The 23,424-nt window shown below is 46.0% G+C and carries 27 protein-coding genes; 5 read left to right on the top strand and 22 right to left on the bottom strand.

Annotated features, from left to right (window positions below; genetic code table 11):
- Nucleotides 1-3: 3 nt before the first annotated feature.
- From KI743_RS20095 to KI743_RS20015, 17 genes are all read right to left on the bottom strand, one after another.
- A complete protein-coding gene (locus KI743_RS20095) occupies nucleotides 4-1,227 on the bottom strand; it encodes a beta-ketoacyl-ACP synthase (protein WP_285467911.1) in 1,224 nt (407 codons plus the stop codon).
- On the bottom strand, nucleotides 1,224-1,949 hold the full coding sequence (locus KI743_RS20090; RefSeq protein WP_285467909.1) for a 3-ketoacyl-ACP reductase FabG2: 726 nt from the start codon (nucleotides 1,947-1,949) through the stop codon (nucleotides 1,224-1,226). Before KI743_RS20090 ends, KI743_RS20095 begins: the two co-directional genes overlap by 4 nt.
- Nucleotides 1,946-2,410 carry a hotdog family protein gene (locus tag KI743_RS20085; protein WP_285467907.1) on the bottom strand — a complete coding sequence of 155 codons (465 nt, stop codon included), beginning with the start codon at nucleotides 2,408-2,410 and terminating at the stop codon, nucleotides 1,946-1,948. Before KI743_RS20085 ends, KI743_RS20090 begins: the two co-directional genes overlap by 4 nt.
- Complete coding sequence (locus KI743_RS20080; protein WP_285467906.1) at nucleotides 2,403-3,581, bottom strand: beta-ketoacyl-[acyl-carrier-protein] synthase family protein; 1,179 nt, start codon at nucleotides 3,579-3,581, stop codon at nucleotides 2,403-2,405. Before KI743_RS20080 ends, KI743_RS20085 begins: the two co-directional genes overlap by 8 nt.
- Nucleotides 3,578-4,234, bottom strand: a complete 657-nt coding sequence (locus KI743_RS20075) for a DUF3261 domain-containing protein (RefSeq protein ID WP_285467904.1) — start codon at nucleotides 4,232-4,234, stop codon at nucleotides 3,578-3,580. Before KI743_RS20075 ends, KI743_RS20080 begins: the two co-directional genes overlap by 4 nt.
- Entirely contained in the window at nucleotides 4,234-6,594 is a 2,361-nt protein-coding gene (locus KI743_RS20070; RefSeq protein WP_285467903.1) for an MMPL family transporter, read from the bottom strand. Before KI743_RS20070 ends, KI743_RS20075 begins: the two co-directional genes overlap by 1 nt.
- The gene (locus KI743_RS20065; protein WP_285467902.1) at nucleotides 6,566-7,243 is read right to left on the bottom strand and encodes an outer membrane lipoprotein carrier protein LolA; all 678 of its coding nucleotides are present in this window, start codon (nucleotides 7,241-7,243) and stop codon (nucleotides 6,566-6,568) included. Before KI743_RS20065 ends, KI743_RS20070 begins: the two co-directional genes overlap by 29 nt.
- Nucleotides 7,230-7,724 (bottom strand): thioesterase family protein, encoded by a 495-nt coding sequence (locus tag KI743_RS20060; RefSeq protein ID WP_285467900.1) that lies wholly within the window; start codon nucleotides 7,722-7,724, stop codon nucleotides 7,230-7,232. Before KI743_RS20060 ends, KI743_RS20065 begins: the two co-directional genes overlap by 14 nt.
- A gap of 32 nt (nucleotides 7,725-7,756) precedes the next feature.
- A complete protein-coding gene (gene hutH, locus KI743_RS20055; protein WP_285467899.1) occupies nucleotides 7,757-9,301 on the bottom strand; it encodes a histidine ammonia-lyase in 1,545 nt (514 codons plus the stop codon).
- Nucleotides 9,279-11,027 carry a glycosyltransferase family 2 protein gene (locus KI743_RS20050; protein WP_285467897.1) on the bottom strand — a complete coding sequence of 583 codons (1,749 nt, stop codon included), beginning with the start codon at nucleotides 11,025-11,027 and terminating at the stop codon, nucleotides 9,279-9,281. Before KI743_RS20050 ends, hutH begins: the two co-directional genes overlap by 23 nt.
- A 1-nt stretch (nucleotide 11,028) precedes the next feature.
- On the bottom strand, nucleotides 11,029-11,391 hold the full coding sequence (locus tag KI743_RS20045) for a 3-hydroxyacyl-ACP dehydratase (RefSeq protein ID WP_285467896.1): 363 nt from the start codon (nucleotides 11,389-11,391) through the stop codon (nucleotides 11,029-11,031).
- Between the two features lie 49 nt (nucleotides 11,392-11,440).
- Nucleotides 11,441-12,817 carry an AMP-binding protein gene (locus KI743_RS20040; protein ID WP_285467895.1) on the bottom strand — a complete coding sequence of 459 codons (1,377 nt, stop codon included), beginning with the start codon at nucleotides 12,815-12,817 and terminating at the stop codon, nucleotides 11,441-11,443.
- A 4-nt stretch (nucleotides 12,818-12,821) separates the two neighbouring features.
- On the bottom strand, nucleotides 12,822-13,379 hold the full coding sequence (locus tag KI743_RS20035; protein ID WP_285467894.1) for a hypothetical protein: 558 nt from the start codon (nucleotides 13,377-13,379) through the stop codon (nucleotides 12,822-12,824).
- Complete coding sequence (locus KI743_RS20030) at nucleotides 13,379-13,636, bottom strand: acyl carrier protein (RefSeq protein ID WP_032550100.1); 258 nt, start codon at nucleotides 13,634-13,636, stop codon at nucleotides 13,379-13,381. Before KI743_RS20030 ends, KI743_RS20035 begins: the two co-directional genes overlap by 1 nt.
- Nucleotides 13,637-13,648: 12 nt before the next feature.
- Nucleotides 13,649-13,909 (bottom strand): phosphopantetheine-binding protein, encoded by a 261-nt coding sequence (locus KI743_RS20025; RefSeq protein ID WP_032550101.1) that lies wholly within the window; start codon nucleotides 13,907-13,909, stop codon nucleotides 13,649-13,651.
- An 87-nt stretch (nucleotides 13,910-13,996) separates the two neighbouring features.
- Nucleotides 13,997-14,761 (bottom strand): lysophospholipid acyltransferase family protein, encoded by a 765-nt coding sequence (locus tag KI743_RS20020; RefSeq protein ID WP_285467893.1) that lies wholly within the window; start codon nucleotides 14,759-14,761, stop codon nucleotides 13,997-13,999.
- The gene (locus KI743_RS20015) at nucleotides 14,754-15,491 is read right to left on the bottom strand and encodes a beta-ketoacyl synthase chain length factor (protein ID WP_285467892.1); all 738 of its coding nucleotides are present in this window, start codon (nucleotides 15,489-15,491) and stop codon (nucleotides 14,754-14,756) included. The genes KI743_RS20020 and KI743_RS20015 overlap by 8 nt, the downstream gene beginning before the upstream one ends.
- Nucleotides 15,492-15,562: 71 nt before the next feature.
- Between KI743_RS20015 and KI743_RS20010 the strand changes: the two genes are divergently transcribed.
- The 3 genes from KI743_RS20010 to KI743_RS20000 are packed head-to-tail and all read left to right on the top strand — an operon-like array spanning nucleotide 15,563 to nucleotide 18,323.
- Nucleotides 15,563-15,952: a hypothetical protein gene (locus KI743_RS20010; protein ID WP_032550104.1), complete on the top strand. Its 390-nt coding sequence runs from the start codon at nucleotides 15,563-15,565 to the stop codon at nucleotides 15,950-15,952.
- A 27-nt stretch (nucleotides 15,953-15,979) separates the two neighbouring features.
- A complete protein-coding gene (locus KI743_RS20005) occupies nucleotides 15,980-17,047 on the top strand; it encodes a methyltransferase (RefSeq protein ID WP_285467890.1) in 1,068 nt (355 codons plus the stop codon).
- 31 nt (nucleotides 17,048-17,078) lie between these two features.
- Nucleotides 17,079-18,323 (top strand): NAD(P)/FAD-dependent oxidoreductase, encoded by a 1,245-nt coding sequence (locus KI743_RS20000; RefSeq protein ID WP_285467889.1) that lies wholly within the window; start codon nucleotides 17,079-17,081, stop codon nucleotides 18,321-18,323.
- A 107-nt stretch (nucleotides 18,324-18,430) separates the two neighbouring features.
- On the opposite strand, the gene KI743_RS19995 is transcribed toward KI743_RS20000, so the two are convergent.
- Together KI743_RS19995 and KI743_RS19990 are read right to left on the bottom strand one after the other, a co-directional pair.
- A complete protein-coding gene (locus KI743_RS19995; protein ID WP_032550110.1) occupies nucleotides 18,431-18,937 on the bottom strand; it encodes a hypothetical protein in 507 nt (168 codons plus the stop codon).
- Between the two features lie 126 nt (nucleotides 18,938-19,063).
- Nucleotides 19,064-20,197, bottom strand: coding sequence for a flagellar assembly protein FlgT (locus KI743_RS19990; protein WP_285467887.1), 1,134 nt, complete (start codon nucleotides 20,195-20,197; stop codon nucleotides 19,064-19,066).
- Nucleotides 20,198-20,389: 192 nt separating this feature from the next.
- On the opposite strand from KI743_RS19990, the gene KI743_RS19985 reads away from it, so the two are divergent.
- Nucleotides 20,390-21,025 carry a FlgO family outer membrane protein gene (locus KI743_RS19985; protein ID WP_032550114.1) on the top strand — a complete coding sequence of 212 codons (636 nt, stop codon included), beginning with the start codon at nucleotides 20,390-20,392 and terminating at the stop codon, nucleotides 21,023-21,025.
- Between the two features lie 9 nt (nucleotides 21,026-21,034).
- Entirely contained in the window at nucleotides 21,035-21,466 is a 432-nt protein-coding gene (flgP, locus tag KI743_RS19980; RefSeq protein WP_032550116.1) for a flagellar assembly lipoprotein FlgP, read from the top strand.
- A gap of 181 nt (nucleotides 21,467-21,647) precedes the next feature.
- Here flgP and KI743_RS19975 read toward each other — a convergent pair whose 3' ends face one another.
- The 3 genes from KI743_RS19975 to flgA all read right to left on the bottom strand — a co-directional run bounded on the left by KI743_RS19975 (nucleotide 21,648) and on the right by flgA (nucleotide 23,385).
- Nucleotides 21,648-22,073, bottom strand: a complete 426-nt coding sequence (locus tag KI743_RS19975; protein WP_032550118.1) for a flagella synthesis protein FlgN — start codon at nucleotides 22,071-22,073, stop codon at nucleotides 21,648-21,650.
- 45 nt (nucleotides 22,074-22,118) lie between these two features.
- Entirely contained in the window at nucleotides 22,119-22,436 is a 318-nt protein-coding gene (gene flgM / locus KI743_RS19970; protein WP_032550119.1) for a flagellar biosynthesis anti-sigma factor FlgM, read from the bottom strand.
- Between the two features lie 202 nt (nucleotides 22,437-22,638).
- Nucleotides 22,639-23,385, bottom strand: coding sequence for a flagellar basal body P-ring formation chaperone FlgA (gene flgA, locus KI743_RS19965; protein ID WP_285467885.1), 747 nt, complete (start codon nucleotides 23,383-23,385; stop codon nucleotides 22,639-22,641).
- Nucleotides 23,386-23,424 lie beyond the last annotated feature (39 nt).

Below are 23,424 nucleotides of genomic sequence, written 5' to 3'. Positions count from 1 at the left end.
AACCTAGATTTTCTTAAAGATGATAGAGGTGTTGATACCACCGAAGGCAAAGTTGTTGCTCATCAGGTAATCAACATCTAACTCGCGACCTTGCCCCGTGATGTAATCAAGCTTACCGCACTGTTCATCTACATTTTCAAGGTTAAGCGTTGGACTGAACCAACCACTGTGCATCATCTCTAAGCTGAGCCATGCTTCAATTGCGCCACACGCGCCTAGCGTATGACCAAAGTAACTCTTGAGCGAACTGATAGGCACTTCACCAAAGATGTTCGCGGTCGCGTTACTCTCGGCAATGTCACCTTTCTCTGTCGCGGTGCCGTGTGCTGAAACATAATCAATTTTGTCTGCAGCAAGATCTGCATCTTTGAGGGCTTTTTCCATACAGATCTGCATGGTTTCCATTTGAGGCTGGGTCACGTGGGCGGCATCACAGTTGCTCGCAAAGCCGATGATTTCAGCATAAATCTTAGCGCCACGTGCTACCGCATGCTCGTACTCTTCAAGGATCAGAGTACCTGCACCTTCACCAATTACCAGGCCATCGCGCTCACTGTCGTATGGACTTGGTGATTTCTTTGGTGTGTCGTTTTTCAAACTGGTTGCAAAAAGGGTATCGAACACCGCAGATTCTGTTGGGCAAAGCTCTTCACCACCACCAGCGACCATCACAGTTTGGTAGCCATGTTTGATCGCTTCATAAGCGTAACCGATGGCTTGGCTTCCGGACGTACATGCGCTGCTGGTAGGAATCACGCGGCCTCGTAGACCAAAGAACAGACCCACGTTCACCGCAGCAGTGTGTGGCATCATCTGTACGTATGTGGTTGCTGTAATTGCTCGTGTCGATTTCTCGTTGAGCATGACACCAAAAGCACCAACCGCATCAGTACTGCCAGTTGAAGAGCCGTAAGCAATGCCAGTTTCACCGTTGGTTAATACGTCATGGCCAATTAAGCCTGCTTGCTCAAGAGCGTTCTCGGTCGCTACCGTTGCTAGGCGGGATACACGACCCATGCCACGAACTTGCTTGCGCTTGTAGTGCTTAGGCAGTTGGAAATCGTCAATCGGGGCAGCGAGTTTGGTATTGAGACCATCATACTGCTCAAAGCTTGGCATGTATTGAGTCGCGTTCTCGCACGCTTTTAGTTTTGGTTCAATTTCTTGCCAGTTGTTGCCAAAGGCTGTAACACCTGACATCCCCGTTACTACTACACGGCGGGTCATACTAAACCTCCATTTACCGAGATCACCTGACGAGTGACATAAGCGGCAATATCAGACATTAGGTAGCTCACTAAACCTGCGACTTCTTCCGGCTCGCCCATGCGGCGTAGTGGAACTTGTGGTAGCGCGTGCTCTTTCACATGTTCATCAACCATACCTGTATCAATCAGACCCGGTGCGACACAGTTAACGGTAATTTTGCGTTTTGCCAGTTCTAGCGCTAGCGATTTGGTTGCACCAATAACACCCGCTTTCGCTGCACTGTAGTTAGTTTGACCGCGGTTACCCATGATGCCCGATACAGATGCTAGAGTGACAATTCGACCACCTTTGCGCTTTTGAACCATCGGCATCACACAAGGGTGAAGTACGTTGTAGAAGCTATCTAGGTTGGTATGGATAACGCCATCCCACTCTTCTTCTGTCATAGCTGGAAAAGCCGTGTCACGAGTAATTCCCGCATTGTTTACCACGCCGTAGTAAGCACCGTGCTCCGCAATATCTGTTTCAAGTGTCTCTCGGCACTGTTCACGGTTACTGATATCAAACTGAATCAGACGGCCTGAGCCTCCTTCTGATTCAATTTGGTCTAGAGTCTCTTGAGCACCCTGTTTGTCACCCATATAGTGAACGGCAATGTTAAAGCCATCTTTGGCAAGTTGAATAGCGATCGCTTTACCAATACCTTTGCTGGCACCGGTGACTAATACTTGGCGAGTCATGACTGGCTCCTCGTTTTCATTTCTTGTAATTTTTGTTCTGTTGGCACGTAAACATTAAGTTGGCATTGAGCCACCAACTCACCTTGGTGCTCCACTCTTGCTGTGAACACCGCCATGCCACTATCTTCCATCAATTGTTCTGCATAGATGTCTAAGGTTTGACCCTTAGTAAAATGGTCGCAAAGCGATTTGTATCGACGCGAACCTAAAAGAAAACCGATGGGAGGCTGCTCGCCTTGATTCAATGCATGATACCCAGACCATGCAGCGACAGACTGAGCCATAAACTCAATGCCCACATAAGCAGGCATAGTTTGAGATTCTGAATCGTAGAATAGATGGTGTTCACCAATATCCACCTGGCAGTGAATCGCTTGTTCTTCAATCTTGATCGCTCTGTCGATAAGAATCATCGGATCATCATGGGGAAGAAGTTGGTCTACCGAAGGTATATTAGTCATTTACTACACCAAAAATCAGGCTAATGTTGTTTCCACCAAAGGCAAACGAGTTGCTTAAGATGTTTTTTGATTTGAGCTTTTGGCAACAGTCTACCAAATCAATATCGATATCTTCAGCTTTATCCTGACATTTTTGTAAGGGAAGCGATAAATCGAAATTAAGGATATGCCATGCGATGGCTGCCTCGACCGCACTGGCCGCCCCTAGGGTGTGACCTGTCAGTGGCTTGGTTGAACTAACTGGTACCTTGTTTGGAAAGACACGTGAGATAGCTTTACTTTCCATTGAGTCATTGAGTGGCGTTGCTGTGCCATGGGCATTGACATAGCCAATCTGTTCTGGCTTTAGCTCGGCATCACTGAGTGCTTTTAGCATTGCTTGCTCTGCACCATTACCCTCCGGGTGTGGTGCTGAAATATGGTGAGCGTCGGAGCTATCGCCGCAACCGAGCAGCGCGATGGATGGCTGTTTCGGTGTCTCTTTGCTCAGTAACATGAAGGCCGCTGCCTCACCTATATTGATACCTTTACGCTGAGCACTGAACGGCTGACAATGCTCTGTAGATAAGGCTTCTAAGCCATGAAAGCCGTTTAAGGTTAGTCTGCATAGGGTGTCAACACCACCAGCAATGACAGCATCGACTATGCCTGAGTTGAGCAGTCGTTTGGCACTCAAGAATACGCGACCACTTGAAGAGCAGGCGGTAGAGATAGCGTAGTTTGGACCTTGCAGGTCGTAATAGTGGCTTACGAACTCGCTGATATTGCCGAGCTCTTGCTTGGAATAGTGGAATGACTGAGGAAATTGTTCATTTTCTAACCTCTCAGTGAAAGCGAGTTCGCCATCTGAAATGCCGGATGTACTTGTCCCTATGACAACGGCAATTCGCTCATGGCCATATTTGGCTTTAGCTTGCTCGATCTCTGACTCTATTTGCGATAACGCAGATAAGGCAAGACGATTGTTACGCGAGTTGTAAGCCTCAAAAGGTGCGCGGATGCTTGGAAGCTCACCTTCAACTCGCCCGACGATAGTTGGCTGCCCATCATTTAACACGTCGAGTGCTTCCACCATATTAGAGCCTGCACCGCTTTGTAAGCGCTGATGAATCTCGTCGTGGTTGGCTCCCAAAGCGGAGTGAAAACCACAAGCATGAATGTAAATCGTCATAGTGTTTCGTTCTTCGTTGCTGGAGTGGTTAGGTTTGAGCTTAGGGTTTGGATATTGATGCGATAACCCTGTGTGAGATGTTCAAACACAATGTCTCCCTCTACTTTCTGTTGTTCATCTGTCGCAAAGTAGCGGATTTCGATGAACGGTGTGTTGTTCTCATCGTAGACGACACGCTGGTTGGCTGTTTCAACAATGTGCCAACCTATGTCGCTCATCGAATTTTGCCATGCCTCGATTGGCCATAGCGTTAGCATGAGATTGAACAGTACTTGTTCTGGTGCTGGCAGGGTGTCATCTAGCCCGGTTAATACCTGCGTCTCGATTGTATCATCTTGATACTGAAGAGATAAAATTCGGGTGCCCCAAGAGGAGAACCCTGCGAGTACTACCTTGTTTTGATTAACTTGCAGTTGTACCGGTAGCTGTTGTTGTGTTTCACCCCAGCTCGCCGCAATCAGTTGGCTCGCCGTCAATTCATAGCCGAGCTGTATGGGCTTAGGGAGCGCAACTTGTGTGCTTTCGTCAATGGTGACCATGGCTTGGCGAGTATTCTGTGGGCCAAGAGAACAAGCACTTAAAGTGATAGCCAGTGCAAAGGCTGCACAGATCTTCATCGTATATCGCCACGTTTTAAGATGCGGTAGAACCATTATTTTGCCCTTCTTTTCGCTAGATTACCTTCAGTTCCTATCGCCATTGGAGACAGTAACCAAGCCACAAATATGCCCGTGAGCACCGTGACACCAAAACTATGAATAGCGTGAGTCTGGCTTAGGGATAACAATCCAAAAGAGAGGAGAGTGGTAATCCCAGAGAGCGATATCGCGAGTAGGGTGCCAAGCGATCTCTTCTGCTCTGCAAAGAATAGGGTGTAATCGATACCTATACCTAAGATCAGAATTAGGCCGAGTAGATTGAAGAGATTGATGCTTGAGCCGACAGCAGCAGTAACGCCAAGCCCTGCAGATCCGGCAATGATAGATGGTAGCAGCATGATGATGGCTCTTTTAGGACCATAGCGCCAACCTAGAACTAGCCCAATACCAGCCAGTGCTACCAGCAATAGCTCCAGTACTTTGACTCGATACTCAGAAAATAGTGAAGAGATTTCATCTGCTTTGTTGAGGTACTTAATGCCTAAAAGCTGAGTTTCTTTACTGTTTAACCACGCGTCAAAACGCTGCGCGTCATGAATGTCTTGGAGCAGCACGATTGCGGCTTGTTGACCATTGATTGGCTCAAGCCACAATGAACGCATGGGTTCTGACACTGGTGAACGTAAGAAGTTGGTCACCGTGATCTCTTGATACGCAGGGAGTTCAGGAAAGCTTGCCCAGCCCAATCCGCTTTGCAGAGATTGGCTTTGATTTCGATACAACTCACTGACCAGTTGATAGTTGAGCTTCTGTTCATGAGTCGTCGGCAGGAGCTGGTGGATACTTCGATAACCAGAAAGAGTCCCATTGCTGACCAGTTGATCCAGCTTACCTCCAAGGCGCTGCAGTGATTTAAGCAGCGCTTGATTGTTACCAGCGGTCACCAATAGCATCGATTGACTGCTGCCAATCCCCGATACTGATGTGATGGTTTGCTCTTGCGCCTTTAGTGTCTCGGGCATTGCCTGCAACTGACGAATGTCATCATCGTATTGAATCTGGGTCAATGCGACGATGCTGGCCGCGGCAATGAGTGTTGGCAATGCGTAGCGCAGGGCTGGTTTGTTCCAAAGCTGAAGCCATGAATTCAGTAGAAAAGCCAAAGGTAGCGGTCGGTCTTTGCTTGGTCGTTTAGCTAACAGCGGATACCAACAAACCACAGTCGCGTAGGCAGCAAATAGGCCAATAGACGAGAACATCGCCAATTGTTGTAGACCGGGGAACGGGGCAATCAGTAATCCTAAGTAGCCGATTAAGCTAGTCACTAAGCCAAGACTTATCGCCATTAAAATATGTTGTAACCCCTTATCACTCTGCCAGCGAGACCCTGCAACTAGCCGGTCGGTAAGGTAGTGGAAAGAGTAATCAATAGAGACACCGATTAAGCTCGCGCCAAAAACCAAACTGAATAAATGCACTTGGCCAAAAATAGCGACCGTACTAGCCAGCGCAACCAACAATCCAGTGCCGATAGAGATTAATGACAAGGCTAGGGGAAGGGCGCTGCGGAATGTCACCCAAATCAGAATTATGATCCCGGCTAAGGAGCCAAGACCAATGGTATTGATTTCAGATTTTGCACTCTTGGTCCCATAGTCGGCATAAAACACTACGCCAGTATGCGAAATTTCAACACCGAACTCTTTCTCGATATTTTGCTCAATCGACTCTATTAGTGGCAGTTTCTCTTGCGTACTCAGGCTATATGGAGACTCAGCCAAAGTGGCGGTTATCAATACATGAGTTTGCCCTGCGGACTGCGTTGTTAGGTAGTGCTCTTGAAGGGTAAAGTTACTGGTGGTCTTGCCGACTTCACCGATGTAATCACGGAACAGCAAAAATGGGTCCAGTGATAACTCTGTTGCGGTCACTCCTGAAAACGGGTTGTACAGAGATTGGATCACGTATTGAACTTGGTTCTCTGGCGCGTGCTCTAAGGTCTGCTTCTGCTGTTCTGTGAGGAGCTGGGCTCTATGCTGAAAATAGAAATCACTCCATTGGCTTTGCGTATTGGCACTGACTTTCCCCTGAACTTTAGAAAACAGCGGGGACTCGTTGGCAAACATGTCATGATTTAAACCACTTTCAAAACTTGCAGCAGCAGCGATCGCTTGCTTGGCCGATTCGGAAGAGACTAAAAACAGCACCTGCTCGCTCATTGAGTTTGAAAGTTGCTGGAAAGCCTGCTCTGCCAAAGGATCTTGCTGATTCTTTGGAAGTAACTTCAGAATATTGGTTTCAATCGGTACTGCAGAAGAAAAAGCGAATTGTTTGATTAACAATCCGCTAAAAAAAATGACGAGGATAAGCCAGGTTAAGGCAAATTTAGAGTTGGAACTGCTGTGCTTCGTCATCCGTGAGTCTTTGTGGTTGGTGGTTGAAGTTAGAGAATTCGATTAGCGTGCTATCGCCTCGAATCTCCTTGAGTTCGATGCGTTCAATGTCGCTCTTCCCTTGCAAAATAATGCGCTCAAAAACGGCATTCATTGGTGCATGCTTTGGCGTTAATGAGAGAGTCCAACTTGTATTTGCGTCGCTTGGTGAAAAATCCAACGCAAATTGCTCTGTCAGTTTTTGAGTATCGCCATGAAACACCGAAAGAAATATGTGGCTGAAGTAAAATGCCATCGGGTTCTCTTTATCGGTGATCACCTGCGCAGGTTGCTCACCAAAGCGTTGGCTAAGCTTATTGTCAGTCAGAACCAAATGCACAGGGAATGGTGTGGCTTGGTTCCACAATAGACCGTTTGCTTTATCAAGCAGAAAGGAACCCTGTGATAACAGCGGCTGATCGAACATCTCCATCGTGCGAGTTTGAGTGAAGTCGCCACGAATGATGGATTGGTGACTCAATGTTGTCTGTAAATCAGCAAGTGTCTTTACTTCAACTTTTTCTGATTCAGCCCATACATTAGCAGCAACGAACAAGCTCAAAAAACAGCACAACAACGCTCGGGTATAGGTTGTTAATGAAGTCAACGAACGAAAGCTAAGCAGATTCATGGCAAGATTTCTCTTTAGTGGCGGTAAAGGAGTGGTCTTCACTCAAGCAACCGTATTGATGCCAGTGTTCTACCTTGTCGGTGAGAGTACTCGGAGATGCAAAACACATCTCTTCTGTCTCAATTGCGACAGCAACTTGCATAGTGTGAGCACGAGTCATTCTTTGGCCTGTCTTTGCATCATGAATCTCGTAGTCGACACGCAGTCGGTTTTCCCATTCAGTGAGGCGTGCAGTCACTGTAATCTCATGGTTGAATGGGATCGCCTTAACATACTTCACACGAGTATCAATGATCGGCCACATGTAACCTGAGTCCTTCATCTCATGGTAGTTATACTTTAGCTTGTTCATCATGATGCGCCTTGCTTCCTCAAAAAACCGGAAGTAATTGCCATGATAGATAACGCCCATTGGGTCGGCGTCTTGAAATGAGGTCACAATGGTAACCTCAGCTGAAAGTGGATGAAGGATGTCAGACATAGTTGGCTCTTTTGTCAATACAGTTAGGCGGCTTAGTACAGTGTCCAGTGCTGCTGTTGGATACGCTGGATGAACAAGCGCAGATCGCTTTCTAGTGGGCGATCTTCAACAACAAACTCAAACTCTTGCATCACTTGGTCACGGATCTGCTTCAAGTTGTCACTCATGTGGTGTTCGTCGAGCTCATTGGCTCGCTTACGTAGCTCTAGCGCTTGTGTTGCAGCTAAGAGTGAAGCTGCAGTAACTTGCTCAGTCAGCTCTAGTACTCGCAAGCAATCACGAGCGGCGATCGTGCCCATGCTGACTTTGTCTTGGTTATGACACTCAGTTGAGCGAGAGAACACGCTTGCTGGCATAGTGTGTTTTAGTGCTTCTGCCGTCCAAGCTGAGATACCAATCTGAACTGCTTTAAAGCCGTGGTTGATTGGCTTACGCTCACCTTGAGCACCAGTTAGGTTAAACGGCAGGCCATTGTTGAATTTGTAATCCATCAACTGCGCCATTTGACGGTCAAGCAGATCAGCAAGGTTAGCGATTGCAGTTTTTAATGTATCCATAGCCATTGCGATGTGACCACCGTAGAAGTGACCGCCATGCAATACACGCTCGTTATCGCCATCAATGATTGGATTGTCGTTAGCGCTGTTGAGTTCGTTCTCAATCATTTGACGCAACCACGGCAGTGAATCTTCCACTACACCAATAACGTGCGGTGCGCAGCGCAGTGAATAACGGTCTTGCAGACGGTCGCTATTGCGCGGCGGACGATCAGCTTGCAAGTCATCACGTAACCAAGCGGCAACCTGTTGCTGGCCTGGATGAGGCTTCACAGCAAACAGCGCTTCGTCGAAGTGGAAGTCATTACCGTGCATACCTACTGATACCATGGCGGTGATTTTGGTCGATAGCTGAGATAGGTATTCAGCACGCTTGTAGGCGATACATGCAAGCGCTGTCATTACCGATGTCCCGTTCATCAGCGCTAAGCCCTCTTTTGGCTTCAGCTTAATCGGTGTAATGCCTAGTTCGTTGTATACATCGCTCGTTGGTCGCACTTCACCCTTGTACAACACATCGCGTTCGCCAATGAGCGCAGCCGCGAGGTAGGAGAGTGGTGTTAAGTCGCCGCTTGCGCCTACAGAGCCTTCCTGAGGAATGCGCGGTGCAATGTCATTGTTGATCAAAGTTACGATTTGGTTGAGCAGATCGTGGCTAACTCCAGAAACACCTTGAGAAAGTGAACAAAGGCGAGTCGCCAATACCGCACGAGCCTGATCATGAGTCAGCGTTTCACCTAAGCCACAGCCGTGGAAGCGAGTCAGGTGTAGAGGCAGCTCATCCACCAAGTTAGGTGGGATAGCAACGGTACACGAATCACCATAGCCAGTTGTTACACCGTAAATTACCCCTTCTTCTTTAAGAAGGCGCTCAAGAAATGCCACGCCTCGGTCAATCTTAGAGGTGAAGGCTGGGTCGGTGTTCATGCTAGCTGAAGCACCTTGAGAGATCGCAACAACGTCTTCGATCGTTAGGCGTTCTGCACCAAATGTGATGCTATTTTGATTCTTTTTCGTCATGGTGCTGATTGCTCAATGTCCAAAAATTAAAAAAGTTATACCACTGAAGGGGTACCTTCAGTGTGTAGTGCTGAAGTCGGTCAGCGTATTGCTGCACCACTTCTTGCAATGTCTGTTCACGTGTCTTTCTTGGTAAGACTATTTTGTCGCTAAAATGTTCAAAGTAGACGTTAAAGTGCGGTTTTTTACTGCTATCGTCTCTTAGCCCAAAGAGTAGAAATACGGGGGCTTTAAGAACAGAAGCGAGCATAAATGGCCCTTGTGGGAATGGCGCTTCTTGTCCCAAAAACTCCGCCCATACTGAGCGACTCTCTTTGCTGGTGGAGGTACGATCGCCAACAATCACGATCCACTCGCCTTGCTCAAGCTTCTGTTGAAGCAAGATGGCGGTATCAGGTCCCATTGAGCTGACTTGGATAAGGTTTAAGTCTGAGTTTGGGTTTACCGCTTTCATTACCGAATTAAAGCGCTCGGCGTGCTCAGTAAAGACCAGTGCGTTGATCTTAATGTTTGAGTGTCTGCGACCGAGTGCGCGACAGAGTTCGATATTACCAAGGTGAGAGCCTAGGATAACAACACCTTGCTCATTGTTGACCATATTTTCAAACTGGTCTTGGCCGTGAATTGTTAGATTCTCAACTGAGAAGTCTCCCTTCCAAGCGGCAAGCTTATCCAGCATGGTGTGACCAAACGAAAGCAAATGATGGTAGCTGGTTAGGTTACTTGGCAGATCAATATTGTGCTGCTCAGCATAGATTTTCAATGTATGTAGATAATGCTCAGATGCTTCGCGGGCGCGTTTCCCGGTTAGGTGGTAGTAACGCATCACGCCTTTGAGAATCAGGTTAAACACTCCGCGTCCAAGCAGGGTGTAGATCATCAACAGTAGTTTTATGCCGAGTACGGTGCCGCGCTCTTGTGTACGTGACCAGTGTGGCTGATTGTTCGTATCTGCTGGTGTTGAAGCGGGCTTGTTGAAGTGTCGGGCAATCAGTTTTGGTGCGCGTGGCAGCATGCCGAAAAACAGTCGCGTGTGCATCCAGCTAATTTTTACGTTGTCCCACAAGGCATCAAAGTGCGAGATACCACCCTCTGGATAGATCACGCGAGTATCGATGAAATCAATATCACAGCCTTCCCAATAGAGACGCACCAGAACCTCGATATCGAAGTCCATGCGTGAGCCAACATCGTATTTATTGAGTACCGCTTGGGTAATCGCTATTGGGTATGCTCGAAAACCGCACATACTGTCTTTGATTGAGAAAGAGAGAGTTTCAATCCAGACCCAAATATGCGTCGCGTAACGTCCGTAAAGACGTGATTTAGGCACACTGTCATCATAGACAGGCTGCCCAGAAATAAGGTGGGTTGGCGATGCTTGCGATTTTTCAAGAAGTTTAGGTAGAGCCTCTAGATCGTGTTGACCGTCAGCATCAATCTGAATGGCATGGCTGAAACCCAGCTGTTGAGCTCGTTCAATTCCCGCTTTGACTGCGCCGCCTTTGCCTTGGTTTTCGATTAGAGTCACCAAAGTTACGTCATCAAGCTCAGCCAATGGTTTTAGGTGCTGCTTGGTTTCGGCATTGCTCCCGTCATCGACCAAAATAATGGGTAGTGTATAGTTTTTAAGGGATTCAATAACCGCTGCCACTGTCGAGCCATGGTTATAGCAGGGAATCAAAAAACAGGCTTGGTAGCTTGTTTGGGTTTCAATGCTCGCCACGCTATTCACCTTTTTCTCCTAGCTTCATTTTGCCAGATGAGTGAGTGCAGTCGCCGTTATCAGACGTGTAGCTAAACGCCAGTTTCTGTTTGTCTGAGTCCCACTTTAGCGCCAATGTAACTATCGCATCGGGTAAAATCGGCTCTTGGAACTTGATCACTTCCATGCCTTTAAATTGAGATGGAACAGCCAGCTCCTGGATCGCATAGGCGAGTGCCCAATCAATCTGAGTGACGCCGGGCAGGATAGGAAAGCCCTTAAAGTGGCCTTTAAAGTCGGTTAAATCGGCGTCCACTTTAAAGGTGAGTGTCGACTCCGTTGTTTGGGTCTCAATCTGTAAGATGGTTGGCTTTCTTTTGTCCATAACACTGGCTTTACTTTATTGTTTTAATGACGTCGCTAAAGGCGAGCTATTACGCGTTTATGATTTGTTCTATCTGCGGAGTGAGTCGCTTTCCTTGGCTATTGAGCGGGATCTCTTCAACTACTCTAAAACGCCTTGGTACCGCAATGGGTTCAAGCCACTTTCTAAGCTCATTGCGTAATAGTAACCAAAACTTGCCTTTGCCGACACTATTAAGCATTTGTTTTCCCTCATCGGAAAGTACGATGACAGAGGCGAGAATCAAACGATTTGGCTCTTCAAATGGGATAACGGCGCACTCATTAATCCACGAAAGCTGCTCAAGGCGCTTCTCTACTTCGACCAGAGAGATACGTTTTTCTTCAATTTTAATGATTCGGTCGGTACGTCCTTTAAGAATGAATTGGTTGCTAGACACCATTTCACACTCATCAGCCGTTTGGTACCAGTTGTCTCGGTCAATATAAGGCGACAGCAATTTGATGCAATTTTCTTGGTTCAACTCAGCTTTAATGCATGAAAAGAGTTGCCAAGGGGTTTGAGCATTAACTTGTTGGCGGTAGGCGATTCCGCCTGTTTCTGTGCTTCCAAAAACTTCGATGGGCAATTCACCAAATAGAGTGCGAGCTTGCTGGGCTGCTTCTAATGGAAGTGGACCACCAGACGAGAAAACGCCCACGAGAGGCTTCGCACTTTGCTCTTCTGAAAGACGTTTCAAAAGCGCAGGGCTGCTGACCAATACCATTTGTGAGTCGGCATGCGAAACAATTTGCTCTGGATACTCTAAATTGAAGCGCGAAAAAGGTACGGATGAACAGAGTGGCCACAATATACGAAACAACAAACCATAGATGTGCTGGTGCGAGACCGTGCTATGAACACGGCTGCCTGTCAGCATCGATTGCCAGTTTTTACTGAGCTCTGCAATCTCAATATCAAGTTGCTCCAGTGTTTTGTGTATCGCTTTCGGCGTGCCGCTTGAGCCTGAAGTGAATAGAACCAGTTTTACAGCACCAAGATCGATAGACTCATTGATGGTATCGTTCGTTTGAGTATCAAAGAGTTGGTTAGATAGGAGCAGTACGTTGGTGTTGTTCACCACTTGAATACTTTCATCAACCAATAGCAGGTCATATTCACTACTGAGCTCATATAGCGCTTCCGGCTGATAATTACCCGGCAGCACAATCTGTTTGCTGGATAAAGCACAAGCCATAAATGCGACAGTGAATAGGTAGCTATCTTGAGTACAAATAGCGGTACGTTGTGCAGGTGAATTGGATAACAGATAACAAAGTTTCGCTACATCATTGTGAAACTCTTGCCAGCTGATCTGTGACTTATCATCAAAGCAGATAACGGAATCTAGAGATCTGTCCGCTTGGAACAGCTGAGCGAGAGAAGTATAGCGGGGACTTTGGTTCATAATTTTAGCTTTGGCGTACGCGTTGTCGGACTATCCACTCGACGGCAAACAAAGCACCAGCTAGTAGGTAACTGATTAGGCCGTTGTAAAGTGTCCACAACTCAAGAGATTGGAAACAAGTATAGAGTGCGATGGCACCATTGAGCACAAAGAAGGCACACCACACCTTGGTCACCTTTCTTGTGTAGTCGATGCCGCTTTGTGGTAGTTCAGGCTCTTGTAATCGAGCAAGGCGCTCAATAATCGTTTGAGGTTGAGTGAGGCTCAGGGCAAACACAGTGAACATACACAGATTGACGATAACCGGATAGTAGGTCAGCCAACCGTGCTGTTTAAAGACCATGCCTAGCAGCAGTAACGTTAAACCGGCGCCACCACTCACCCAAGCAAGGTGTTTAAGTTCTTTGATCTTAGCTTGACCACCGGTCATGATTCTTACCAGAAACACGGTGGCCAATACGCCTCCTACCGCTTGTAGGCCAAATTTATTGAGCCCAAAGTAAATGGCTATTGGGTAGGAGAAGATGATCAGTGCCGACAGTAAGGTCAGCAGGGGGCGCACTATGCGTCCTTGAGAAGTTCAACGACAGATTCAACCACGTCATTCACGGTGCGTACTGTTTTGAACTCTTCAGGTTTGATCTTTTTGCCTGTTACATTTTGCAAGTGAACAACCAGATCCACAGCATCAATGCTATCAAGGTCAAGATCTTGATAAAGGTGTGCTTCTGGTGTGATTTCTTCAGCATCTAGCTCGAATAGCTCGATAAGCGCATCTTTAACCTGATTAAATACTTCTTGTTGGTTTGCTTGTGTCATAAGGAAATCTTTCTAGTTGTTCGTTTGAGATGTGATGTAGTTTGCTAGATTAGCAACAGAAGCGAAGTGCTGACGTGTGTTTGAATCATCAGCGTCAATCACGATGTTGTATTTCTTCTTAATTGCTAGGCCAAGCTCAAGCGCGTCAATCGAGTCTAGACCCAAACCATCACCAAACAGTGGAGCTTCAGTTTCAATTTCATCAATGCTCATATCTTCAAGGTTCAGAGCATCAATGATCAGCTGTTTTAGTTCGTTATGTAATGTTTCCACTTTGGCCTACTTGTCTATATTAAATGCGAGTAAATGCGAACGAATAGAATCACATTTACCCAAATCAAAAGTGTGTTGAGAGGCTTATTATTCTTGCTCTGGAAAAATGTTTTCCGCAAGGTGCCGATTTAAGCGCCTTGCCGCAGAAGTTAAATTATTTGAGCTCTCAATAAAGGGTGTCACTTCTATTTTACCTTTGACTGAGACATGAAAAAAGGGTTTCGTCGAAGGAACTTGGTACCACTTCTTCTCTTTAGTGAGAAATGAAGGAGTTACCGTGATGTGAATGACACGTAAATCGGTCTCAGTTCGAGTAGCAATTTGCGCTGCACCGCGCTGTAAAGATGGTGTGATGCCGGGAGTTGTTCGTGTTCCCTCAGGAAAAACCAGTAACACGTTGCCACGAGAAAATCGCTCTTCGCAACGTTCAAGTAAATCATCGGGCGCTTGATTAGGGATATATCCCGCAGCTTTTACAATACGCTTCATAAACGGGTTTTCCCAAATCGCGGCCTTAACTAGGCAATCGCACTGAGGCAGTTGAGATGCAATAAGAACGTAATCAATGAGACTTGGGTGATTGGCAACAATGATGCAGTTGCGATCTTTCTGTAGAGTCTCGATACCATCAATGCGGTAATCAATGGCACCGGTGAATTTCATGATTCGGCAGAATGCATTAAACGTAAAACGGATTAAACGTTGCGCTTTGAGCTCACGTTGAATGGTATTGGGTGTGGTGATAGCAAACAGAGGCAGGATGATAAAACTCAGAACTAAACCACCTAGGCCAAAAATCGAAAAGCACAGTCCCGTGGCGAATACTCGCCAATATTGATTCAGCTTATTCACAATGCTTAACCCACGACCAAGTTTGACGTTTGCCAGAGATTTGCCAGCTTGATTGATTGTTTAGGTAGTGCTGGAGGAATAGCAAACCTTGAGGAAGAGGAGTTTCCTGTGACTCAATATTTGAGGTTTCTCTGTTGAGAGAATACGCACTCCCTTGGCTTAGCACCAACCCTAGCGCGTAATCTGAATACACTTGGGTTTCATACTCTTTGTAAAGCTCAGGCAGGGGCTGGTCGAAATCGATGACCATGACTTTATGCTCAGGGTACTGGCTTAAATAGAGATAGGCTTCAATCAATGCACTATGAAATGTGTCGACGCCAGAAGCGATTGAACTTAGAGGAATCGGGGCCTTAGCGGCAATCGTCGTCAACCCAGCTGCTGTGTTGTGCACTGATTGGGAAAAGGCCATTGGAGAGGCATCTTCACCTTCGAGAATGGATTGAATCAATGTTGCGGTTCGGTGTAGTTCACCATGACGGCTGGCAAAGACTAAGAAGTGGATCTCGTTGTCTTCAAGCAATGTTAATGCGGTTTGCACCGCAAGCTTACTTTGCAGACTCATGCGGCGGCGCATCATCGGAGGGATTGCTTTGAAGTTAGTGGCTATGTCTTCAGGCCACTGCGTTGTCGTACTCCATGTCTGCCAATCCGATTGAGTCATGAGCCCCGGCGAATTCGCACACCACTTTTCAATATTGAACGACATTAAATGAGATTGATTTGACATAGAGTATTGATTTGAATTGGGTCTAATTAAATACTATGCGAGATAAAGACAAATATAGGTAAGGAAATACAATGAAATTATTCAAAATTGCAGCTTCGATGTTATTCGTTTTGGTTCTCGCAGGTTGTGGTCGTGTACAGCCAGTTATGAACGTTGAGGATACTCCAGTTGCACATAATCTTCAAAGTAAACAGGTAAAATCAGCGATTTATGAGTCGGCGATTGATCGTGGCTGGCTAGTTTCTGAAGTGAAGCCTGGTCTTATTCGTGCAGAGCTATATGTTCGCTCTCACCACGCGGTGGTTGAAATTCCTTACAGCGATAAGTTCTACTCGATTCTGTATGTAGAGTCAGAGAACCTAAAATATGACGACGGCGAGATTCATCGCAACTACAACCGTTGGGTAAACAACCTGAACGTTGATATTAAACGAAAGCTAGCGCAAATGGCGGCTGAATAGTTTTAGAACAAATAAGTTAGGTTTTTTGTGTCCAATTATAATTTAGATCCATTCAATGCACTTCAGGCTAAAACAGAGGCTCAAAAGCTCTCTTTTGCGCCGATAGTGTTCCACACTGCACGCACATTGCGTGACTTAGGGATATTAAAAGCCCTCGATGAGGCGGGTGAACAAGGTTTAGACGCTAGCGATATTTCAGCTAAAACTGGCGTATCCGAATACGGTGTTAAAGTACTACTCGATATGGCATTAAGTGCGCACATTGTGTTGTGGGAAAAGCCAAATTATCGATTGGCAAATCTTGGTTTTTATCTGCTGCATGACGGCATGACTGAAGCGAATATGGATTTTACGGCGGATGTTTGTTACGCCGCAATGATGCACCTAACCGAAGCCATTCAAAAGGGCACGCCTGCGGGGCTGAAAGAATTAGGCGAGTGGGAGACTATCTATCAAGGTTTATCTCAATTGCCTCAACAGGCGAAAGAGAGCTGGTTTAAGTTTGATCATTTCTATTCCGATCGCTCGTTTCCGATTTTGCTGGAAAAAGTCTTCGAAAAGCAGCCTAAATCGCTGGTGGATATTGGTGGTAACACGGGGAAGTGGGCACTGCAGTGTTGTGGGCATGACTCGGATGTTGAAATCACGATAGTTGATTTGCCGCAGCAATTAGAGATGGCAATGGCTAATGCCAAAGAACAAGGCTTTGAAGATCGCATCACACCTTATCCCGCGAATATGCTGGATAAACAGCAAGCCTTGCCGACTGGCGCAGATGTATGGTGGATGAGTCAGTTCTTAGATTGTTTCTCTCCGATGGAGATCTTAAGCATTCTTAAGCGTGTACGTTCACATATGTCAGAGCAGGCGACCGTTTATATTCTGGAACTATTCTGGGATGCGCAAAAATACGATGCAGCCTCTTATAGCTTGAATGCAACATCGCTGTATTTTACCTGTTTAGCCAACGGCAATAGCCGTTTCTATCGCAGCGAAGATTTCTTAGAGATCGTTGCTGAAGCAGGATTTGAAGTGGTGACTCGTACCGATGATATCGGGCTAGGACATACACTCCTTGAACTTAAAGGCGCTTAACGCTCAACGCTTAATTTTGGTGATGACAGTAATGAGAAAAATAAAGACTCAAGTTGTGGTTATCGGTGCAGGGCCTTCGGGCTCGATTGCCGCGGCTCTGCTCCATAAAAAAGGGGTGGAGGTTCGTGTGATTGAGAAGAGCGTTTTCCCTCGCTTTTCCATTGGTGAAAGTCTATTGCCAGCTTGCATGGAAGTCGTTGAACAAGCAGGAATGACTGATGTTGTGAAATCTGCTCAGTTCCAATACAAAGATGGGGCTGCGTTTCGAAAGCGTGGGGTATATACCGCTTTCGATTTCCAAGACAAGTTCTCCAAGGGGCCTGGTACTACGTTTCAAGTTCAGCGAGGCACTTTTGATAAAGTACTTGCCGATGAGGCACAAAATCAGGGTGTGGCTATCGATTACCAGCACGAGCTTATCGATATTCGTTTTACTGACCAGCACGCCATTTTGGATGTTCAACCTGAAGGGGAAGACGCGTACCAAATCGAGGCTGATTATGTATTAGACGGCAGTGGCTTTGGTCGTGTGCTGCCTAAGATGTTAAACCTAGAAGAGCCATCTAGTTTACCTCCTCGTAAGGCAGTGTTTACCCATATCAAAGATAATATTGATTTGGCGGAACATGGATTAGAGTACGATAGAAACAAGATCCTTATTTCTGTCCATCCAACCAACCCTGACGTTTGGTATTGGCTAATTCCATTCAGTAATGGTGTCTCTTCATTTGGTGTAGTGGGTGAACCAAGTTTCTTTGAAAACTACCCTGAAGATAAGATTGCCTTACTCAAGCAGGTAGCCAGTGAAGAGCCGGGTTTGGCCAATGTTCTAAGCCAAGCGGAGTACTCTAATCCTGCTGGCGAGATTGGCGGCTATTCAGCAAATGTGAAGCACCTAGCGACGGACAGATACGCTCTGCTGGGTAATGCTGGCGAGTTCCTCGACCCAGTGTTCTCTTCAGGTGTGACTATTGCAATGAAGTCTGCCGAGTACGCAGTAGATTGCGTCGCAAGACATGTGAACGGCGAAGAAGTGGATTGGGATAAAGAGTATGCGCAGCCTCTGATGAAAGGGGTGGATACATTCCGTACCTATGTAGAAGGTTGGTATTCGGGTTCGCTGCAGGATGTAATTTTCTATGAGAAACCTAATCCAAAGATTAAGCAGATGGTCTGTTCTATTTTGGCTGGTTACGCGTGGGATGAGTCGAATCCGTATGTGAAAGAGTCTCAGCGACGCTTGTCTGCTTTGGCGGAATTGTGCCAAGAGTCTTAGTTACTTAACATCGATATGAAAAAACAGCGACTTCGGTCGCTGTTTTTTATTGCGGGTAGAGAATACAACGGCTTCGTAGACGCATAGCTATCTAAAGAGAGGCGTGACTATTTGAGATCAATACTGTTTAGGCGTCCCATAAACACAAGCAGGTCAATCACATCTTTATGTGCCTCTAATAGAGCACGCTTGGTTTGGCTGTATGCGGCAAGTCTGCCATGTTTTCTGATTGAGCAGACCTTAGTTCGATACTTATATTCACCGTTCTCGGCAAACACTCGCCACTTGGCGATATAGCATTCGTCGCGATGTTCAGGATCGCTCTGAGTGGGATTAGGCTTGAAGACAATTTTAGGCTCTAGGCTGTGTGGTAGCCGCGTCATTAGGTATGGGTCTTTGAGCACCTTGCCCCAGAATTTTCCCCATAGCTGTTTGCCAAGTTCATCGCGTAGCTTTATGGTTTTTTTGAGCGCTTTCTCTTCTCCAAGACGCACGAACCCCACCGACCGATGCAGAACCGTATCGTCAGGTGTGTGAATATGGATCTTATATGCAGTTTTGCCTTTTGAAATGAAGCGGTAACCGGTGGCTCCAATCAGGTTATTCTCACTCATAGCTTACTAATTGATGGTTATGTTATTAGTAAGATTACGCCAAATATCAGAAAAACAGAAACCAATTGAGCGGAAAAAATAAAGCCCTGAATTTTACTTCAGGGCTTTGCTATATATCTTAATGGCTTACATGATCTTCTGCATTACATCGCCAATTTGAATGCTGCCTGCTAAGTTAGGCTGCTCAATGGTCAACTCTGCTTCGTTCTCATAAACTCGAGTCACGGTAAGGGTGATGTCACTCTTAGATACCTTGTTACGCGGCAAACCATTTTGATCGATAAATGAGCCTGTGTGCCACAGCTGTAGCTTGTCGCCCTGTTGAACGCCGTGTAAACGACCTAGATCCATCGTCACTGTATTACCAAAGACCGCAGCCACTTCTGGTAGGGTGATTTTACAAGACACTTCCGACTCCAAGTCGAGCATGATATTTCGGCTTACTCGCAACATCATGCTGCCATAGGTTGATGCCCAAAAACGCGCACTCTTGGTATCCACTTCACTGGTTTTCGGAAATGGCCATTTTGCTACCTCGCGGTAACTGCGGTTGTAAACTTGATGGCCAGTTTTGCCGTCATACACTTGCATCTCTAAAGCGAATTGACGGTTAATTATATCGTCTTGCAGGAGTTTAGACTCGATAGTTGCCGTTAAATCGGTAATGGTGCCGCCAATCACGTATTGCGCTCCATGGTCTTGCGCGATCATTTTCAGTGTTTCTGGCTGGCGTCGGTCTATCTCGTAATCAGTGGTACCAACAGAAACAAAACTGCGCGACTCTTGAGACAGCTGACGGTTTATCACATGGCTGAAGTCATCACCAATGTTGTAGACACGCCCCATTACCGCCTGTTGTGGAGAGGCAAGGTCAACGTTGCCGACTAAAAACGTCTTCTTGTACTGGCTTTCATGGCAACCATTTGCCGAAGGATAAATATCGATGCGAGCAGTGATCATGATGTTGCCGCTGCGCTTTCTCTCTTTATCGACAAGGATGTATCTCACTTCATGGTTAGTGAATTGATACTCTTTTTGTCCTGCTTGCAGATAAGGTGTTAGGTTCGCGATACTGCCAATATCTCCCCCTGAGAACTGCATTGCTTTGTAAATGGCATCTTCAAGTGCATGAACTCTTGCCGCATCTTCAGACGCAACGATCGCCGCTGTACCGGTAACTTCAAACCATGATGCATGAGCATTGAAGGTCATAGTGAGCAGTGAAACTATTGAAAATAGTGTGGAAAATATTTTTTTCATCTATTCGTTACCAGTTGGGTATAAATATTGCTTAACAAATTATCAGAAGCGAATTGCTGATTTGAGTGCCGCTTTTATTAATGTGAACGATTAATCAAAAGCAAAGACTGTTCCAACATTGTAATCCATTAAAGGAAAGAGTGGTGAGAATAGGTTGCACAGTCTGGTACTAAAACATCTGGAGATAACACAATGAAAAAATGGCTTGTAGTAATCAGTGTAATGCTAATTACATCATGTGCTTATTCGCCTATTTATAACGGTAAGTCTGAGTACGCTGGTAGTCAGTTTATGTTAATGGATAGCCCACGTCATACTATGGACTTCTTCGTCGAGAGTATGACTGAAGACTTGATTATGTCTAACACCAGCGTGTCGGCGCGTACGCCTATCGCCGTCACCTCGTTTGTTGACCTGCAACATATGGATTCGACCAACTGGCTAGGCAACTCAGTCTCTGAAGGCTTTATCCATCAGTTTCAGCGTCGAGGCTTTAAAGTGGTAGACTTTAAGACAACCGGTTCGATTCAGGTGACTCAACAAGGTGACTTCGCGTTGAGCCGAGACTGGAAAGATCTGGCACAAGAGCAGGATGTTCAGTATGTATTGACTGGTACTATGCTACGCCAAGAGGGTGGTGTGTTAGTTAATGCTCGTGTCGTAGGTATGCAAACGCGTATCGTTGTTGCAACGGCGCAGGGCTTCTTACCTGCAGACCGCATTGGTCGTGACCTAGACACATTGAACAGCATCCGCACTCAAGATGGCGTGATCATTCGTTCAGACCCAACTATTAAGCAACCATATACGGTTATTCTTCGTCCATAGGAGCCTGTCATGAAGAAGGTGATATTTTTAATCGCAGCATTGTTACTTGTTGGCTGTCAGCCACTGCAAACCATGCGACCAGACGACTTCTTGGTGGCGGTTGGCTACGCAAGTATTAGCGAACAAAAAGGGCGTAACGACGAAGAGAAACGTATTCGAGCAATGCGAGCTTCAAAGATTGATGCGTACCGAGAACTAGCCGAGCAAGTATATGGTATGCGTGTTAGTGGCCGTGCTGAGCTTGAAGACCAACGTCTAGGTACTGAGCTGACTTCCGGTGCGGTTGATGGCGTTATTCGAGGTGCAGAAGTGGTACGTAGCTACCCTGTGGGTGACAGTTACGTGACTGAACTGCAACTTGATATTAAGAAAATGGACAAACTGCGTGACTACGGTGAAGTTCAAGCCGTACCAGAAAAGAGACAACAAACACTTTTCTAATATCACTCGGTTGATACTGTATTCTGCTGCTGGCTTTCCAGATGGCAAGTGGCAGACACAATGACTAGGTTTGATGCAAAAAGCGGCAAGTATTGGATACTTGCCGCTTTTTTATTTTCGATGGTTTACGCTATTTTTGATTGCTGAGACCGGAGCTTGTTACTCAAAGGGAAGAATAGAGCTACGCTTTTACGTTGGTTCCTAACGTAGATATGGTATGCGTTTGCCCACCGGCATTGTATGTCATGCCTATTTTTCCATGGCTTTGTTGCATCATGTTGCTGAGTTTGTTGAAGCTCAAGTGTGCGCGGTTAAGTGCTTCACCATTAACAAGGTTTGCTTGTTGGCAATCGTGAATGATAGAGCGAATTTTGGCGACGAGTTCGATAAGCTCTGGCTTTTCGTTCAACTCGGCCACGTTAGTGTGCGCTGCTATTCTCTGGTCTGTACTTCTCAGTTGCTCAACCAGCACGACTTTTTCTTTAGCAATACGTTCAATCTCGCTCGACTTTCTACTGGTAATGGCACTCTTTTCCGAACTAAGCAGTTCAGAGAGAGCTTGGGCGCTTTGAAGTTGAAAATTAACTAAATCTGCGAGTGCCGCCATACAAAAACCTAATCGAGCTTATAGTCAGTTGAACGAAAAACGAACTTATAGGCCTTTAAGCTCGTTTTCGAATTTGATCATGTTGTCCGCCAGTTTTTCTGGGTCAACAGTGTATGAGCCGTTCGCGATCGCTTCTTTAATCGCTGCGACTTTTACTTGGTCAAAGCTTGGTTGTGCAGCCATGTCTTGGTGCATTTGACCAATTGCTTTGCTTTGTTGGCTTAGTGACACCGCATCTTTACTTGCGGGTTTTGCCGATACTTCAGAGCTCGACGCTTGCGAACTGCTAGTATCAGTACGCGCTGTAGAGCGGTTAGTTGTCGTTAGGGTTTGGCCTGAACGAATGTTATCAATGCCTGCCATAGTTGAGCCTTTATCTACGAATATGGGAACCTGTACTGTCACTATCGACCGCTGGTTCGATTACTTTAGAGATTTTTAACTCGATTGTTGAAATCGCTAACAGAGTACCACTTTGGCAGGATAACGTGTTAACAAAGAAACAAATCTCTCATGTCGAAACGGGTTTCCTCTAACTTATTAGAGAGGACTTGCAACTCATTTATTAGAAATGAACGGTTACTTCCGACATATCGGTAACAATCCCTTCAATTATACGTTGTGATTTATCATTTTTCACTCTTACTTGGTCTCCCATTGAACCATCCGTTAATGCAGTGCCTTTTGTGGTAATGGTCATGCCACCTTTGACAGCTTGTATGATAACCTTCTCATTACGACAAACGACGCAAATATCACCTCTCTCAATAACATCACCAGGGCGCAGGTTCTTTTTTACTTTAGCTCCGATGACTTGTTCAGGTAGGGTGTAACCTTGTCGGCGAAATTTGTTAAGTGAAATCATGGCGGTTGTGACATCATATTGACCGATTATCTCGCCTCGCGCGATGGTTCTTGTTGCAGTGACTAGTGGTGCAGATATAGAGAGTCGAACCGGAACGTATACTCGCCATTCATCAGGAATACATTGCACAAGAACGGTAATGCTACTGCGAGTATTGGTGGCGGTAGAAGCACTGGTTTCTAAGGGAATAGGGCAATCTGTAGCCTTGATCCTTGAGTCTACATTGGCAGATTGAACCAAGAGTTCACCGCCCATTGGCTGCTCAACCGTGTCGAGAATATGTTGCTCAGCTGCGGTTTGAATCGCCTCAATTTGTTCTGATGTCGCACCTTGTGCAAAAAAACTAAACAATATTGATATAATGCCGATAAACTTAGCGACAATTTTAAAAAAAGCTCTACATGTTGTTATGGAAAATGGTTGCAGATTTGAGTTATGATACGTCATTCTGTTTCTCTGATGGTTCGTAGCCTGTAGTAGATTAAC

The sequence above is a fragment of the Vibrio sp. D420a genome (assembly GCF_030248625.1).
Lineage (GTDB): Bacteria > Pseudomonadota > Gammaproteobacteria > Enterobacterales > Vibrionaceae > Vibrio > Vibrio fortis_A.
This window is presented reverse-complemented; position numbering and strand designations above follow the sequence as displayed.